At 59.4% G+C, this 15,608-nt stretch carries 13 protein-coding genes; 6 read left to right on the top strand and 7 right to left on the bottom strand.

Going from position 1 to position 15,608, the window contains the following annotated elements; all coding sequences use genetic code 11:
* Positions 1-86: 86 nt before the first annotated feature.
* From AC3RLQ_RS23360 to AC3RLQ_RS23370, 3 genes are all read left to right on the top strand, one after another.
* Positions 87-1,052: a hypothetical protein gene (locus AC3RLQ_RS23360; RefSeq protein WP_493031070.1), complete on the top strand. Its 966-nt coding sequence runs from the start codon at positions 87-89 to the stop codon at positions 1,050-1,052.
* Positions 1,053-1,106: 54 nt separating this feature from the next.
* The gene (locus AC3RLQ_RS23365; protein ID WP_493031071.1) at positions 1,107-1,805 is read left to right on the top strand and encodes a hypothetical protein; all 699 of its coding nucleotides are present in this window, start codon (positions 1,107-1,109) and stop codon (positions 1,803-1,805) included.
* Between the two features lie 78 nt (positions 1,806-1,883).
* A complete protein-coding gene (locus AC3RLQ_RS23370) occupies positions 1,884-2,129 on the top strand; it encodes a type II toxin-antitoxin system ParD family antitoxin (RefSeq protein WP_493031072.1) in 246 nt (81 codons plus the stop codon).
* 105 nt (positions 2,130-2,234) lie between these two features.
* On the opposite strand, the gene AC3RLQ_RS23375 is transcribed toward AC3RLQ_RS23370, so the two are convergent.
* On the bottom strand, positions 2,235-3,590 hold the full coding sequence (locus tag AC3RLQ_RS23375; protein ID WP_493031073.1) for a hypothetical protein: 1,356 nt from the start codon (positions 3,588-3,590) through the stop codon (positions 2,235-2,237).
* 67 nt (positions 3,591-3,657) lie between these two features.
* Entirely contained in the window at positions 3,658-6,195 is a 2,538-nt protein-coding gene (mutS, locus tag AC3RLQ_RS23380) for a DNA mismatch repair protein MutS (protein WP_493031074.1), read from the bottom strand.
* A 120-nt stretch (positions 6,196-6,315) separates the two neighbouring features.
* Between mutS and AC3RLQ_RS23385 the strand changes: the two genes are divergently transcribed.
* On the top strand, positions 6,316-7,440 hold the full coding sequence (locus AC3RLQ_RS23385; protein ID WP_493031075.1) for a metallophosphoesterase family protein: 1,125 nt from the start codon (positions 6,316-6,318) through the stop codon (positions 7,438-7,440).
* Between the two features lie 45 nt (positions 7,441-7,485).
* On the top strand, positions 7,486-7,845 hold the full coding sequence (locus AC3RLQ_RS23390; protein WP_493031076.1) for a hypothetical protein: 360 nt from the start codon (positions 7,486-7,488) through the stop codon (positions 7,843-7,845).
* An 80-nt stretch (positions 7,846-7,925) separates the two neighbouring features.
* On the opposite strand, the gene AC3RLQ_RS23395 is transcribed toward AC3RLQ_RS23390, so the two are convergent.
* The 5 genes from AC3RLQ_RS23395 to AC3RLQ_RS23415 form a co-directional block, all read right to left on the bottom strand.
* Positions 7,926-8,969, bottom strand: a complete 1,044-nt coding sequence (locus AC3RLQ_RS23395) for an MBL fold metallo-hydrolase (RefSeq protein WP_493031077.1) — start codon at positions 8,967-8,969, stop codon at positions 7,926-7,928.
* Positions 8,970-9,051: 82 nt separating this feature from the next.
* Positions 9,052-9,981, bottom strand: coding sequence for an alpha/beta hydrolase fold domain-containing protein (locus AC3RLQ_RS23400; protein WP_493031078.1), 930 nt, complete (start codon positions 9,979-9,981; stop codon positions 9,052-9,054).
* Between the two features lie 38 nt (positions 9,982-10,019).
* Positions 10,020-10,913, bottom strand: coding sequence for a hypothetical protein (locus AC3RLQ_RS23405; protein ID WP_493031079.1), 894 nt, complete (start codon positions 10,911-10,913; stop codon positions 10,020-10,022).
* A 5-nt stretch (positions 10,914-10,918) separates the two neighbouring features.
* Entirely contained in the window at positions 10,919-12,913 is a 1,995-nt protein-coding gene (locus AC3RLQ_RS23410; protein ID WP_493031080.1) for an SUMF1/EgtB/PvdO family nonheme iron enzyme, read from the bottom strand.
* Positions 12,914-12,932: 19 nt separating this feature from the next.
* Positions 12,933-14,279: a hypothetical protein gene (locus tag AC3RLQ_RS23415; RefSeq protein WP_493031081.1), complete on the bottom strand. Its 1,347-nt coding sequence runs from the start codon at positions 14,277-14,279 to the stop codon at positions 12,933-12,935.
* A 73-nt stretch (positions 14,280-14,352) separates the two neighbouring features.
* Here AC3RLQ_RS23415 and AC3RLQ_RS23420 point away from each other — a divergent pair, with 73 nt between their 5' ends.
* Positions 14,353-15,594, top strand: coding sequence for an anthranilate synthase component I family protein (locus AC3RLQ_RS23420; protein WP_493031082.1), 1,242 nt, complete (start codon positions 14,353-14,355; stop codon positions 15,592-15,594).
* Positions 15,595-15,608: the final 14 nt, after the last annotated feature.

Here is a 15,608-nt window from a genome sequence, read left to right on the forward strand (position 1 = left end):
CATCGGAAGTTTCACCGCCATCATACCGAATCAGTGAGAGACAAAACGCCGCCGTCGCGTTTTCGCGACTTCCCACTCCTCCGACCATGACACGCAGCTTCCATCACATCGCCTTTTGGGCATTCGCGCTCCTCTCACTTCCCATGGCGGCCGGAGCGGCCGGCGAAGCAAAAACACTGAACGTTCTCTTCATCGGCAACAGCTTCACCGCCCGCCACAATCTCTCCACCGTGGTGAAAGCCATGGCGGAGGCCGGCAACCTGGGCCTCACCTTCAACCGCACCGATGTTATCTACGGTGGCCGCACACTCAAGGACCACTGGCGGCTAGGCACCCAAAACATCGTCAAACAGTCCACCCTCACCGAAGCCGAGGAAAAAGCCACCATCGCCGCCCTCGAAAAAGATGCCGCAGACCCCAAGGACAAATACGCCAAAAGCGCCCTCGCACGTCATGCCGAAGTGCTCGCCAAGCTCGAGGCCAACCGCAAACCCTGGGACATCATCGTCCTTCAGTCGTATCGCGATGACATCGAGGGCGATCCCACACTCTATGCCGAATACGCACCCAAGTTCGCCGCACTCGCCAAAGCCCAGGGCGCACGTGTCATCCTCTACGAGACCACACCCAACACGCAAAACCCGCAGCCCCTGACCAAGGTCCCCGATCCCGCTCCCATCCTGGCCAAAGAGCGCGCCATCGCCGCACTCGCCAAGCGCATTGATGCCGCCGTCGCCCCCATGGCTCTCGTCGCCCTGCGCTGCCAGACCCAGCGCCCCGATCTCACGCTGCGCTTCATCAATGACGCCCATCTCAATCAGACCATGGCCTACCTCACAGCATGCACTCTGTATGCCGCCATCTTCCAGCAAAGCCCCGTCGGCCTCCCCATCGACTCCGTCACCGACATCCGCACCATGGAAACTCCCACCCACGACAAGACCAAGGACCGCGACGGCAACCCCATCACCCGCAAGTTCTCCGACAAAGACCGCGCCGACCTCCAGCGCATCGCCTGGGAAGGCTGGTCGGAATTTCAGAAGCTGCCGTGATGGTTCGTTGCCGTTCCCGCCGTACTTCACCCCATGAGGAAGAAAGGGAACTCCATGAAGCAGGTGCCTTGCGCCCTCTTCCTTGGCCTGTGCATGGCGGTGACGCTGCATGCCGCAGAGACCATTTCACCTGATGACGATGGTGCGATCCCGCGTCCGGTGAACATGGAAGACTTTGACGCGCTCGTCACAAACTCCCCCTTCACCCGCTCCCTCGGCGTTTCCGACTCACTCATCCTCACCGGTGTCGCCCATTTCGAAAAAGACACCTTCGCCACCCTGCTCGACACCAAAACCTTCGAGTCACACGTTGTCTCCAAGACCCCCAACTTCCAAGGCTGGCAGCTCGTCGGTGTCGGCGGCAATTCCGCTGAAATTCAAACCTGGTCCGCCAAGATCCAGATCCCCGGTGGCGAAGTCATCTCCGTCCGCTACCAAAAGCCCCCGCCCAGACCTCCTCGATCCAAATCAGGCGGCAGCAGCTCCGGCACCTCCGGTGGCAACGCTCCACCGCTCACATCATCCCAGCTCAACGAGGCCAAAGCCGCCGCCGTGAACTACAAGGAAGGCTTCTCCTCAGACGGCTACCCCAAGGCCCCGCCCCCCGAGATGGTCGCCAAACTCTCCCGCCTCAGCACCTCCCAGCGCGAGACCATCAACCAACAAATGCTCGGCCTCCGCAACCAAGGCCTCGGCCTCGACGAACGCCGCAAAATCTACGAAGGCCTGGTGGACCGGTCGTTGCAGAGATGATAGCCGGCCTGTCAGGCGGTCGATACGGTCTCCTTGTGAGAGCTTGCAGTCGGTTAACTTTGTGTCATTTCGTTGAGCATGACCATCACACTACCACCGGCATTGGATGCTCTTTTGGCCAGGAAAATGGCCTCCGGGATGTATGCGGATGAGAGCGAAGTGGTGCGCGACGCCTTGCGGCAGATGGAGTCACGGGAATCAGCGCAGGCACTGTTACGCCAGGAAGCCGCCTTGGGCTTTGATCAGTTGGATCGTGGCGAAGCCATCGAAATGGATCGTGACGCTTTCATGAATCACTTCCGCAATCGCAGGCAGGCCGCATGACCTTCCGTCTGGCTCAGGCTGCCATCGAAGACCTGGAGTCCATCGATGACTACACTTTGCGCACCTGGGATGCCAAGCAGGCAGACCTCAGAAAGCGAAACGAAGCTAAGATTCTAACGCTTGACCTGACAGGAAGTCAGCGAAAGAGAAAGTGCCATTGCATTCAAAAATTGCTTTCCAAAAAGCAGACACATTCAGTGAACTGTTAGAATGCGCTTCATAGGCCGTAAAGACATCAGATGTGGTGAGTGCGCAGATCTTGCTTAACTCAGCAGATGTTTTCCAGTTATCAGAGAATGGAGACGGTCGTTCGTTTAGAGGCTTACTAACAGCGCTATTTCCGATGAAAATGCCTTTGTAAACCTTACGGCGCAGTTCAATCCCCCTATTTATCCAGTCTAAGAGCTGCTTGCGTCCATCTTCACCCAAGCAGTCATTTTTAGTGCTTTTGATCTCAAGCACACCTTCATACGTTTTATCTCCAACCTGCACGGTGATCCAACCATCCTCTTTGTTTTTTTCTTCTGGCTCCTCAACCTTAGCGCCCAGGGTCCGAAGCATAGACCAAACGATTGGTTCGAGAATCAATTCTCTTTCATACAGTAGTTTGAGACAAGCTCGCTTTTCTTCACGGAGAACTTCAAGCGAAGCGAGGGTTTCATTCATTGCAGCAATTTCGCTACGAATTTTTGAAATCTGTTGATCTACCTCTTTTTGACCGGGAGCAATCAAGCTCTTTACCCACAGTGGCTCTTGAATAGCTGCACTGAATCCGCACAATTCTCCAAGAATTATGCGAAGAGTCTCTTCGATGGTAGCGGAAATAGTAGGAAGAAAGACAAACTTACCAGATGCTTTCCTTGTTGGAATTATGCACCCACGATCAGGCACATTTTGCATCTTCGTCAATGTGACTTCAAAAGCTAAGTAATGGTTGTACCGATTTGATGCTAAACCATCAGCCTTGATTATTTCATAAATATTTGGGTCATCGCTGGGTGCCTTATAACTTAGTCTGCAAGACTCCAAGGAAAAGTCCCATTTTTTCAGGGATTGAAGATAAGTGGAGTATTTTTGAAATTCTTTGCCCGAATTCACGTGAACTGTGTCACCTCCACTGTCGTGCCACGAAAAACCAAGGCCAGTCCATTTGAGAAATGCAGTTTCCGAGTGTTGGCCCGATATATTAATGTTAAATCTTGGATCTCCGACTACAATGATCTGCCCATCGTGAAACAAAATATTGCGAACAGCTTCCGGGTTGAGCAAATTGGGTAAAGGATCCCAGTCAATAGCTTCCGGATCTTCAACAAAGCAGCTAACTATAACAGTATCGAAATCACGTGGATTGGGTGCCTTATCTAAGTTTTCCCATGTGCACGAGACGACCTTTGCCAATTCGTTGTTTGCATTGAAGCCATCCGCTCCAAGAACGAGGATTTTATATTTTCGGAGGGCCATTTGAGTCTACGAGGATAGAAAGAATTATTCTCAACTTTAGCTAGAGTATTTGGCTTGTCAGCTTTTCTCACCCAAACAACACCATCTGCCCCGCGTCCGCGTCACTCACCGCCTTCTTCCGCACCTTCGCGGGCACACTCGTCGCCACAGGCACCTCCTTCACACTCTCCGCAGGCTGATGCCCCGCCTCAAGCTGCTGCAGCACTTCCTTCGCGCGCTCAATCACGCCTTCCGGCAGACCCGCGAGCCGCGCCACTTGGATCCCATAGCTTTTCTCCGCGCAGCCCGGCATGATCTTGCGCAGAAAGATGATCTGCTGGTTCCACTCCTTCACCGCCACGTTGTAATTCTTCACCGCACTGCGGCTTTGCGCCAGCGCCGTGATCTCATGGTAGTGCGTCGCAAACAAGGCCCGTGCGCCCACCTTGTCATGGATGTGCTCGGCCACGCTCCACGCGATGCTGAGTCCATCAAACGTTGACGTGCCGCGCCCGATCTCATCCAAGATCACCAAACTCCGCTCTGTCGCATTGTTCAGAATGAGAGCCGTCTCGTTCATCTCCACCATGAAGGTACTCTGCCCGCGCGCGATGTCATCGCTCGCGCCGATGCGCGTGAAGATGCGATCCACCAGCCCCACCTCTGCGCTGAACACCGGCAGGTAGCTGCCTATCTGCGCCATCAGCGTGAGTAGCGCGGTCATGCGCAGATACGTGCTCTTCCCCGCCATGTTTGGCCCAGTGATCAAAATCAGCCGGCTCTCCTCCGGCTCCAGCGTGATGTCATTCGGCACAAAGCGTTCACCGCTCGTCAGGTTCTGATCCAGCACCGGATGCCGCCCATCACGAATGAACAAATTGCGCGTCTCATTCAGCACAGGCCGCGTGTAGTTAAACAACCGCGCCGTTTCCGCCAGCGAGCCCACCGCATCCAAAATCGCAATCGTCTCCGCCGTCTCCTGAATGTGCGCCAGATGCTCCAGCACACGGCCACGCAGACTCAGAAACTCCTCATACTCCAGCGCCTTGCTGCGCTCCTCGCTGCCGAGGATCTTGTCCTCCATCCGCTTCAGCTCATCCGTGATGTAGCGCTCGCCATTCACCGTCGTCTGCTTGCGGTGGTAGTCTGCGGGCACACTGCCCACATTCGCTTTGGTGATCTCAATGAAGTACCCAAAGACCGCGTTGTACTTGATCTTGAGACTCTTGATCCCCGTGCGCTCAATCTCACGCTGTTGCAAATCCGCGATCCACTGTCTCCCCAGCGTCGAGGCCGCACGCAGTTCATCCAGCGCAGGGAGATAGCCCTCACGAAAAACCCCGCCTTCCTTGATCTGCATCGGCGGCTCATCCGCGATCGCACGCTGAATCTCCTGCGAGATCCCTGTGAGATCATGCAGCCGCGCGAGCAGTAGCGGGATCATCTTGATCCCTCCTTCAGCAAGCGACTCCGCACCCTTCTCCGCGATGAGCTGCTCCAGCGCCGCCCGCAAAGCCGGCACCACCTCCAGCGAAGACGCCAGCATCAGTAGATCACGCCCATTCCCGCTGCCCTGGCTGAGGCGCGAGCTCGTCCTCTCCAAATCGCGCACCTCCTTCAGCAGCGTGCGGATCTGGCTGAAGAGCATGCTCTCCTCCAGCAGCGCCGCGATCATGTCCTGCCGCTGCGTCAGCGCTTCCAGATCTCTGAGCGGGTGCAGCACCCAGTGCCGCAGTTTGCGCGCACCCATCGGCGTGCAGGTGCGGTCCAGCGCGCTCAGCAGCGTGTGCGCATTGCCACCGCGTGCCGTCACCAGCTCCAGATGGCTCTGGCTCGCCGCATCAATGAGCACCACATCGCTGATCTGCGCATAACGCAGGCGTTGGATATGATCTACACTGCGCCGCAGTTGAAACTGCAGATACTGCAAAATGCAGCCCGCCGCACCGATCGCCGCACTCAGCCCCTGGCAGCCAAAGCCATCCAGCGACTGCACCTTGAAATGCTGCGTCAGGCTGTGCTGTGCCTGATCAATCAAAAACAGATAACCTTCAATCGGCTGCGCACAGCTCGGACTGCCGAGCGCCGCGATCAAGTCCCCCTGCTCCTCGCTGTACAGCAGCTCGCTCGCCTGCAGTCGCTCCAACTCATCCGCCAGCTCCGTCGTGTCCTTGAACTCCGCCACCTCAAACTCACCCGTCGTGTGGTCCACATACGCCAGGCCCAGCTTCTTCCCCTCGCGAAACACCGCCGCGAGGTAGTTCGATCGGTTCGAGTCCAGCAGGTTGAGATCGTTGATCGTCCCCGCGCTCAGCACCTGCGACACCGCACGCTCCACGATCTTCCCCGGCACCGGGTCCGTCGTCTGCTCCGCGATGGCCACCCGCTTGCCCGCCTTGATCAGCTTCGCGATGTACCCCTGCGATGAATGATGCGGCACCCCGCACATCGGCACCCCGTTGCGCTTCGTCAGCGCCACATTGAGGATCGGCGAGGCCGTCTTCGCATCCTCAAAGAACAGCTCATAAAAATCCCCCAGGCGGAAGAACAGCAGCACATCCTCCGGCAGTTCGCGCCGGATGGCGAGGTACTGCTTCATCATGGGAGTGGTGCTGGCGTCGGACATGGGCGGGGGCAAGGAATCAAGAGGTTGGACGGAAGGTCAAGATGGAGCAATGACGAATGACGATTTCGGAGCCGAGCCAAGCGGGTGAACGATGAAATGCCGCCGCAGCGTTAATGCGGCATGCCCTCCCGCCGTCGATTCCTGCAAACCTGCGGCGCCGCCACTCTGCCATGCCTGGGTCTCCCCGCAGCCGAGAGCGCCAAACCCTTCTCATTCATCCTGCTGGGAGATCTGCACTACGACAGCCTCGCCCACCACGACATGAAGTGGCTGCAGGAGCACCACGCAGGCGACTTGAGCCAGATCCAAAACTACTCACGCCTCACCAGCGAGGTCATGCCCGGCATGTTTGCAGCCGTGAAGCAACAAATCGCCGCCCTGCGTGACTCCGCCGCACCACCCGCCTTCGTACTCCAGGTCGGCGATCTCGTCGAAGGCCTCTGCGGCAATGCCGAGCTCTCAGCGCGTCAAAACCGCGAGGCCCTGGCCTTTGTCGCGCAGGCAGACCTCGGCGTCCCCTTCGTCTTCACCAAAGGCAATCACGATGTGACAGGCGACGGCGCCAAGGAAGCCTTCGACGAAGTGCTCCTCCCCTTCATGGCCCAGCAAGCCCGCAGCCTTGATCCCACCACCACCCACACCCAGGCAAATCATACCTTAAGCTACGGAGACTCGCAGTTCGCCTTCTTCGATGCCTATGACAAGACCAGCCTCGAATGGCTGGAGGCAGTCGCCGCAAAGCGCATATCAAAACATCTCTTCGTCATCATCCATCCCCCCGTCGTCCCCTACGGCGCACGGGCCACATGGCACCTCTACGCAGGCGAAAAAACGAAAGCACAGCGCGCCAAGCTGCTCGATCTGCTCGGCCAGCAGGAGGCCATGGTGCTCGGCGGCCACCTCCATAAATTCAGCGCTCTCACCCGGATGGCCGGTGGCAAAAGTTTCTCACAGCTCGCAGTGAGCAGCGTGGTCTCAGCCTTGAATCAACAACCAAAAGATGAGCTGCACGGCATGGCCGGTTACACCGGCGATCAGGTCAATCTCGAACCAAAACACGCACCCGACACCGCACAGCAGCGGCGTGAGATCTACGCCACCGAGCGCCAGCAGGTCACCTCCTTCGAATATGCCGATTCAGCAGGCTACGCTGTGGTCACGGTCAATGGCTCCCAAGTGGAGGCTGCCATTCATGCGGGCTCACAGTCAGGAGCCTTCCAGACGCTGAAGATTTCAGTGGGATGAAGTGTGCGCTTGATCAGCAGCAGCATGTTTGCAAAATAGGCCCTTATGAACCAACCCCAGCGCGAAGCCCTGTTCGACATTCTCAGTCTCTCCATTTATGCCGACGCGCACATCTCACTGACCGAAGATCGTCTGCTGGAGTCCGCCTTCGTCGCCGAAGGCTGGGATTCGGAGTACCCGAAGAGCCTCTTCATCGACGAGTCCCTGGCCCGCGCCCGTGAGGCCGCCGAGAGCGACGACGCCATGTTCGATTACATCAATGAGAAGGCTCAGGCCTTCACCACCAAGACCGCGCAAAAGGAAGTGCTCGGCGTGGTCAAAAACATCCTCAAAAGCGACGGCGAAACCCACGAGGAAAACGAGTTCTACAATCTGCTCGTTCAGGCCCTGCCGAAGCCGAAGTAGTTCCCGAGGCCGCTCATGAAGAGCGGAAGGATGAAGCCCTGCGGCCAGCCCGCCGGGCGCTAGGGTCTGCCAGCTAACAGTCAGCGGCCCCGGTCTGTTGCAGTGGCTGGTTCGGCGTTCGATTCCAGGTTCCAGTGCGGCGGGTAGCCACTCTTCGGAAAGATCTGCCGGGCTTCCTGCAGCATCTCCAACCAGTCGGCGCGCTGGTATCGATCCGACAAGTGGAACAGCACCAGTTCCTCGACCTGCGCCCGTTGCGCCAGAGTCGCCGCAAGGACCGTGGTCATGTGGAAGTTTTTCCTGGCCAGCTCCATGTCCGTGTGGCGGTACTGCCCTTCGCAGATCATCACCCGGCAGCCACGCAAGGCATTGGTCAAGCGCTCCATCGCCGCTTCATCCAGCATGAAATCCGTCAGATAGGCGATCGAGTCCCCGGGCGTTTCGACGATCAATCGCTCGCGGAGTTCGTCCATCGAGTGCGTCACAGCGTCGATCACCACCACCTCGGCGCTGCTCGACGACTCCTTCAACTGCTTCAGCCAAGACCCCGGCCGCAGGCCCAGGGACGGCAGCCGGGTGGTGTCGATGTTCCGCCGCGCCTTCTCACGGACCACGTAGGCCAGCGTGGGGGTCCGGTGGTCCATCGTGACAGCATCCACGGCGCATCCAGCACCTTCCCAGATAGTCCGGACATACGGCTGCGCTCCTTCGTCATGGGCGACCGCGAAGGCCTCACGCAGCTCCAAACGCGCCGTGTGGATCTGCCCGGGATGGATGTCGGAGATACGCAAGGTCGCCGACATCTCCTCATGCAAGTTCCACAAAAACCCCTGGCAGCGGTGTTGCAGGATGCGGATGGTTTCCGGCGGCCCCCAGATCCGGTTTGGCTTGGTCTGACGGTTGAATATGCAGCGGAAGAACGAATCAAATCCTCCCACATGATCCATGTGCAGGTGCGAAAAGAACAGGTGATCAATCGCCTGGATGTCGGCAAACGGCAGATCCGAAACGCACCCTTCACCGCAATCGAACAGGAGGCGTTCGACCGCCTGTCCGCTGTCGACCTGTACCAGCAGAGCGTTATCCCCGCCAGCGGTCCCCAGGATGCGGTAAGAGATGCTCATCGGCATTGCTACCGTTCAGGTGCCTGACGTCAAGGATCAGGCATCAGAGGGCATCATCGCAGGCACAGCCCTGTCGCACCCCTCACTTCACCACCGGCTCGCCCAGGTGCTTCTTGAAGAATGCCGCGGCGATGTCCACCGTCTCCGCGCACCACGGATCGCTCATCCAGAATGGATGCGGCGCGTCCTTCAGCGTATGCACGGCGGTTTCGATGCCGAGTGCCTTCAGCTTCTCCATCATCTCCGCACGGCCCACCTTGAGAGTGTCTTTTTCCCCTTCGATGTAAATCGTCGGCGGAACCCCGGCGCGCACGTGATTGATGGGCGAGGCTTCTTTGTAAACCTCCGGTTTCTCCAGCGCATTGCCGCCGAAGAAAAGGATCGCGCTCTCGTTCTTTTGGAAATAGTTGGAGTCCACCAGGTTCTGCGTGGCCGCCATGACGATGCAGGCCTTCACCGCGCTGGATTGATCCTTGAATGGACCTTCACCTTCAAATTCGGGCAGTCCCGTTGTCATCGCCGTCAGTCCGGAGAGATGTCCGCCCGCAGAGCCGCCCATGCAGCCGATGCGTTCAGGGTCAATTTTGAGCTCCTGCGCATGCGCACGCAGGCAGCGCAGCGCGGCCTTGCAGTCGTGCAGCGCCGCAGGGTATTTCGCTTCGGTGGAAAGGCGGTAGCTCACCAGCGCGGTCACGAAGCCGCGCTGGGCCAGGCGCTCCATCATCGGCTTGTCAGCCTCCACCTGTCGGGCCTTCCAGCCCCCGCCATGAATGTCCAGAATGCAGGGCCACGTTCCCGCCGCCTCCGGCACATAAACGTACAGCTCCACGGTGTGCTCAGGATACTTGGCCACCTCGATCGTCTTCAGCGTGAATCCGGCCGGGGTCTGCGGCGTGAGCTTTTTCCATTTCGGGCCATTGGCATTGGCCTTCGCCGCCGGTTTGGGGTCGGCAGCGTGCAGGGCGCTTAGCGCAAAAGAAAGGGCAAGGCAGAGGGAGAAACGAAAATGCATGGGCATGCATAACGCCCGCAGAACCTCGGGTCCTAGCGTTATTTCTTCGCTTTCGGCACCGTGCCCATTTCTGCCGAAGGACGTTCGGAGGCTTTGCGCAGGGCTTTCCTTTGCGGAGGAGGCGCACCGGGGTCAAAAGGTGCTCCCCCGACCACCTGCGCTCCGCCTTGAGTCATGACCAGGGTGGGCCGGTTGCCTTCCGGATCTTTGTAGTACGTGCGCTGGTGCACCTTGCCATCCGGGTTCACCACCACATGGCAGAAAACATGCGGCATCGCCAGGAACAAGACGTGCAGCTTGTTATGCACATCAATGCTGATCTGCGGCTGCACCGCCATCATCGCAGGCCCCAGCAGGAATGTGGCGATGTAGGCCCCGCTGCGGTCATCCGTGATGCGGCAGTAGAGCTGCAAATCATCCAGCTCACGAAACAGGATGACCTGGTAGCGGCGCTGACGCCCGGCGCCATCGAAGCCTTGTGGCACGCCAAACGGCTGGTCAAACATGTTCGGCTTGGAGTCCGTGATGGTCATGCGCAGTTTATTGGACATGAAGTACTGCCCGGAGAGGGGATGCAGCACATTCGCAAGAATGGTGAAGGTCCCCAGGCTGGACGTGGAATAGCCGCCGGAAATTTCCACCGTGTGCTTGGTCGTGCCACCTGCAGGCAGGGTGATGGGATCTTCCGAACTGATTCCCACAGGGGCCAGCCGCTGTCCGGTGGACTGGGTGATCTCAAACTGCAGCCAGTCGGGTGCGCCATGGCCGCCCACGATCACATCCGCGCCGGAACGATTGGTGATGCTCACCACGGCCACCACCGGCTCGCCCGTGAGGAATTGATTTTTCAGCAGGGTCAGATTCGTGACATATTGAGCACGGGCCTGGCCGCAGCACAGGCAGAGGATCAGGAGCAGGAGGATGCGGTTCATAAGCTTCAAGATTTGGGTTTGGCTGGCGGTGCAGTGCTGGCGGCGGGGGCGGTGCTGCTGGCGGTGCGGAAGCCGCGTGCGAGTGTAGCCTCGTTCGCGGATTCAGGAAAGCGTCTGTCGGTGAGCAACTGGTCGTTGCTCTTCAGGCCGAAGTGCCCGCCACGCACCACGGGCACCTTGATGTCGATGTAATCCGGGTGCGAGGGCCATTCGCCGGACTGCGTTTCGCCCGCAGTCCATTCGCTCACGTTCCCGGCCATGTCACACACACCATAAGGGCTGACGTCCTGCGTGACGCGTGTGATCGGTGCCCAGAGATTGTACCCGTCGATCTTGCCACCTTTGCCTTTCGGAGAGGCATCGTAGTCATCGCCCAGGTTGGCCGCCTTGCTGTTGGGCTTGTTGCCCCACGGGTAGATCAGGCCGTGCTCTCCACGGGCTGCTTTTTCCCACTCCTGCTCCGTTGGCAGGCGCTGGCCGTTCCATTTGGCAAAGGCATACGCATCCCACCAGTCCACCTGGGACACCGGTGTGTTGAGCGTGATGCTCTCACCGTTGAACGTGGTGCCCGCTTTGGCGGCGGCATAATACTGCCCCCACTTCACAGGTTCGTGGCTTGTCTTGGTCTTCGGTTGCAGGGAATGATCAAAGGCTGTCGTCGGCGCTTTTTTCAGTGCCTTCAGAAAGTCCGCATACTGGCCGATGGTGATCTCATTCTTGCTGATCCAAAATTCCGGCAGATTGATCTTCTCATTCTTTTGATAAATGAATGTGCCGGCTGGGATCTTCACCATCTCGATGGGCAGCGCTGAGGCATTGGCGGTTGGCAGGGTGTTGCTGCTGTTCATCAAGGCGCCGAGGCCTGCGACCACCGCCAGAATGAGGACGATCATCACCCAGACCCACCAGGGTTTGTTGCCGTTGACGTTCACTGGCAGCGTCTCCGCCTCGATCTTGCGCACGATGCTGCGCTCACGCATGTCGTCACGCACATCATCAAGCGCGTTTAGCAGTCCGTTCCAGTCGTGGTTGGCATCGGCCAGCGATTGCAGCAGTCCACGGGATTTGCCCTCTGCCGCGATGGGGCGCATCAGGTCCAGAAAAGCTTTCACATCCGCCTGTGGATCGCGCTTTTTGGCCACGGCCGGGCGGAAGAAATTCACGATGCTGGCCTGATGGTCCGCATCAATGTAGATGTCTCGCGGCGAGATGCTGCGATGATGGTAGCCACGCTCCGTGGCAAACTGCATGGCCTCCGCCACTCCGAACAAAACCTCCGCAAGGCGCCGCTCGGTCAGCATTTCATCCGTCAGTTCGATCTCCGACAAACTGCGGCCGCGCGGCAGTTCGCGCGTGTAAAACAACCAGCCGTTCGTCTCACCCGCCTCATACAGCGGGGCGATGCGTGGATGCATCAGCGAGGCCTTCACCCGCTCACGTTCCTTGAACTTCGCCACCACATCCGGCTGCTTCAGAAACTCCGGCTTCAGCAGCACCAGAGCCACGGGTCGTTGCACGGTGATCTGCAGCGCGCGGTACGTTTCAGACTCCCTTTCAATGTAGAGCCGCTCCAGCACCTGGTAGTTCCCCAGCACGGTGCCCGGCACCATGACCGGCGGCGGTTCGTTGGACTCCACCGGCAGCGTCAGCAGCGCTCGCACACGATCCAGCAGTTTCTCCGGCGTGTACGGTGCATCCTTGAGCACCAGGCCGTCGGCGATCTGGTCTTCAAATCCGGTCAAGTCGTAGCGGGTGGTGAAAAGCACTCGTGTCTGCGGAAAGCGTGCGCGCACCGTGTCGCGCAGCGCAAAGCCGGTTTCCTGCGTTTGAAAAATCGCCTCGGTCACGAGGATGTCGAGTGAGTCGGCTTTCGCCACCCACGCAGCCGCCAGGGACGGGCTGGCAAAATCAACCACGGTGTACCCAGGGAGGTTGTCCCTGAGCCAGATGGTTCGGGTGCCGCGCAGTGCGGCATTGGAATCAACAAACAAAAGAGTCATGCGGGCATGTCAGTGGCGATCATTTTCCCATCGGCGGGAGCAGCGGATTCACACCCGCAGGAGCAGCGCCGGGTGTGGTTCCGAACTCCAGGAGATCGCGGGGCTCGGCAGCCACATCCTGGAGTTTGTTGTTGTAGTAGAGCCGGAGCATGTACCCGTAGTACGAACGGCGTCCATGCTGCTGGATTTCGGCGGGGGAAAGGGCGGGCAGATGATAAACGACGTCCAGCAGCTCCTCGCCGGTGCCGTTCCAGTCCACCGGGGCGGACTGCCAGGATTCGACCGGTTCAGGGGCGATGGTCTGCGCCACTGTTTGGTTGTTCACTCGGTCAAAAAAGAACACTTCAAGATTCAGCTCCTGCGAATTGATCGGACGGTTGCCCGCACGTGAGATGGGGACGTGCAGTACGTAGCGTTCGCCGGAGGGGACCTGGAAATCACGGATCGCCTGGCAGGCGCCAAGGCGCAGAAACTTTTCACCGTCCGCACCGGAGGCAGCCGATAATGCAGGTGCCGACACCGCTGCCGAACCCGCGCCCAGCCGTCGTGAGGCCAGTTCAAAATAACTGCCCGCCTTCGTGGCGCCGAGAAGCTGAATGCGCCGCCACGCGTCCGTTGCCTTGGCCGTGATCCCCATCTGTTCGTAGGTCTGCGCCATCTCGGCAATGATGGCCGGATGATCCGGCGTCAGTTCATCCGCCTTGCGCAGCAGCTCCAAAGTTCCCTGCATGTCGCTCAGGCCGCGGAGTTCCTTGGCCGCCGTGATGACGTAGTTCACATCCCGCAGCAGTGCCGTGGCGGCGTCGGGTTTGGAGTTGGGTCCAGTCGGTGCAGTCGTCTTGAACCCTGACGCCTGAGTGCCAGATGCTGACGGAGGGGCGGAATTCTGAGAAGTCCCAGGAATGGCAGGAGCAGGTGCGAAGGTCTGAGAAGTCCCGGGCAGGGCGGGAGCAGGTGCCGCAGGAATAACCGGCGTCACGGCGGTGGGCGGAGCTTGGGGCATGTACGCTGGGGCGGACATGGGCGCCGCAGCTCCGATTTTGTCGAAGGAGCCGATGGGCGGCGGAGCATTCGAAACAGGGGGCGCGGCGGGTGGTGCTGGCATCAAAGACCCCGGCAGGGGTGGAGCAGTGACGGCACTCGGTGGCATGGCGATCTGGCCGATCTCCGGCACCATGCTAGGCACAGGCGCTGGCAATGTCGGCGCGGCTGCCATGGGGCTCTGTTCCGCCGCAGGAGATGGGTGGGCTGTGAGCAGTTTGAACGCCAGGCTGAGCTGCACCACCGCCAGCACGCATAGCGTCCCCATCGCAACCGCAGTAGAACGATCACGCTCGGAAGACAGAATGGTAGATGGAGGAGTCACAAGTTGCTGAAAAAGACGCTCATGGTACGATTTGGGCCTCCTAGTGTCAATGTTTCAGGGTTCTTCGTTCAAAATGCCGGAAGGTCACTCCCTGCCGCTGTTTTCTCATGCCATTGAAACGTCACCGCACTACCGGCCGTGTGCATTTTCCTTCACACCCGCCGAAATCGCGGCGCAACTGTGCCATCGCGAGGGCTTGGTGTGGATGGATTCGTCTCTGGCGGCACCCGGCGCGGTTTCCGTCCTTACCGCCGAGCCTGTCGCCGTTTTGCGGGGCCACATCGACCGGGACTGGGAAAAAGTGCGCACCGCACTGCGCATTCCCCGGGCCTCGGCAGGCGGTTTGTACGGCTGGGTCGGTTATGACGGTTATTTCACCTTCGGCATCTACCCCCACGGCCTCGTTTATCATCATGACACCGCAAAATGGTTCGAATTCGGCGATTTTAAGTGGCAGCCCTCCCCCTGCCAGCCTGCAGCCGCCCCACGCCTTCATTTCACACCCGGCGTCAGCAGCGCAGACTTCATTCACAGTGTCGAGCGTGCCCAGCGCTACATCTCCGCCGGGGACATCTACCAGGTAAATCTGTCCTATCCCTGGCAGGCCGCCTGGCCACAGGACGCCGACGCGCTGGCTCTCTATTTAAAACTGCGCGCCGTTTCCCCCGCCCCGCATGCCGCCTTCATGCAACTGGCCGGTACCACCGTCCTCTCCGCCTCCCCCGAGCTCTTCCTCCGCATGCAGGGCTCCCGCATCGCCACCCGTCCCATCAAAGGTACACGTCCGCGTTTCGCTGCTGATCCCGAACGTGACGCCGCCGCCGTGCGCGAGCTCACCACCTCGGCCAAAGAGCGTGCCGAACTTCTCATGATCACCGACCTCGAACGCAACGACCTCGGCCAGGTCTGCGAATTCGGCAGTGTCGCCGTCCCGGAACTCTGGCGCGTGGAAAGCTTCGCCCAGGTGTTTCATCTCGTCTCCACCGTCACCGGCATCCTGCGCCCGCATGTCGATCACGTCGACGCCTTCCGCGCCTGCTTCCCCGGCGGCAGCATCACCGGCGCACCCAAAAAACGCGCCAGCGAAATCATCGCCGAACTCGAACCCCACGCCCGCGGCCTCTACACCGGCGCCATCGGCTGGTTCGGCTTCGACGGCCGCAGCCAGTGGAACATCGCCATCCGCACCGCCGTGCAAAAGGACAACCAAATCACCTTCCACGTCGGCTCCGGCATCGTCGCCGACTCCATCCCCCAGCACGAGTACGAAGAAACCCTGCACAAAGCGGCGGGGATTCTGGCTGCAGCAGGGTGAAGACCTATCATTTT

This window comes from Prosthecobacter sp. GW821-HT29F12 (genome assembly GCF_058803405.1).

What these genes read in the sequence shown, in the direction of transcription:
- AC3RLQ_RS23360 (WP_493031070.1), top strand. Translation starts at nt 87, where the DNA reads ATGACACGCAGCTTCCATCACATCGCCTTTTGGGCATTCGCGCTCCTC.
- AC3RLQ_RS23365 (WP_493031071.1), top strand. Translation starts at nt 1,107, where the DNA reads ATGAAGCAGGTGCCTTGCGCCCTCTTCCTTGGCCTGTGCATGGCGGTG.
- AC3RLQ_RS23370 (WP_493031072.1), top strand. Translation starts at nt 1,884, where the DNA reads ATGACCATCACACTACCACCGGCATTGGATGCTCTTTTGGCCAGGAAA.
- AC3RLQ_RS23375 (WP_493031073.1), bottom strand. Translation starts at nt 3,590, where the DNA reads ATGGCCCTCCGAAAATATAAAATCCTCGTTCTTGGAGCGGATGGCTTC.
- mutS (WP_493031074.1), bottom strand. Translation starts at nt 6,195, where the DNA reads ATGTCCGACGCCAGCACCACTCCCATGATGAAGCAGTACCTCGCCATC.
- AC3RLQ_RS23385 (WP_493031075.1), top strand. Translation starts at nt 6,316, where the DNA reads ATGCCCTCCCGCCGTCGATTCCTGCAAACCTGCGGCGCCGCCACTCTG.
- AC3RLQ_RS23390 (WP_493031076.1), top strand. Translation starts at nt 7,486, where the DNA reads ATGAACCAACCCCAGCGCGAAGCCCTGTTCGACATTCTCAGTCTCTCC.
- AC3RLQ_RS23395 (WP_493031077.1), bottom strand. Translation starts at nt 8,969, where the DNA reads ATGAGCATCTCTTACCGCATCCTGGGGACCGCTGGCGGGGATAACGCT.
- AC3RLQ_RS23400 (WP_493031078.1), bottom strand. Translation starts at nt 9,981, where the DNA reads ATGCATTTTCGTTTCTCCCTCTGCCTTGCCCTTTCTTTTGCGCTAAGC.
- AC3RLQ_RS23405 (WP_493031079.1), bottom strand. Translation starts at nt 10,913, where the DNA reads ATGAACCGCATCCTCCTGCTCCTGATCCTCTGCCTGTGCTGCGGCCAG.
- AC3RLQ_RS23410 (WP_493031080.1), bottom strand. Translation starts at nt 12,913, where the DNA reads ATGACTCTTTTGTTTGTTGATTCCAATGCCGCACTGCGCGGCACCCGA.
- AC3RLQ_RS23420 (WP_493031082.1), top strand. Translation starts at nt 14,353, where the DNA reads ATGCCGGAAGGTCACTCCCTGCCGCTGTTTTCTCATGCCATTGAAACG.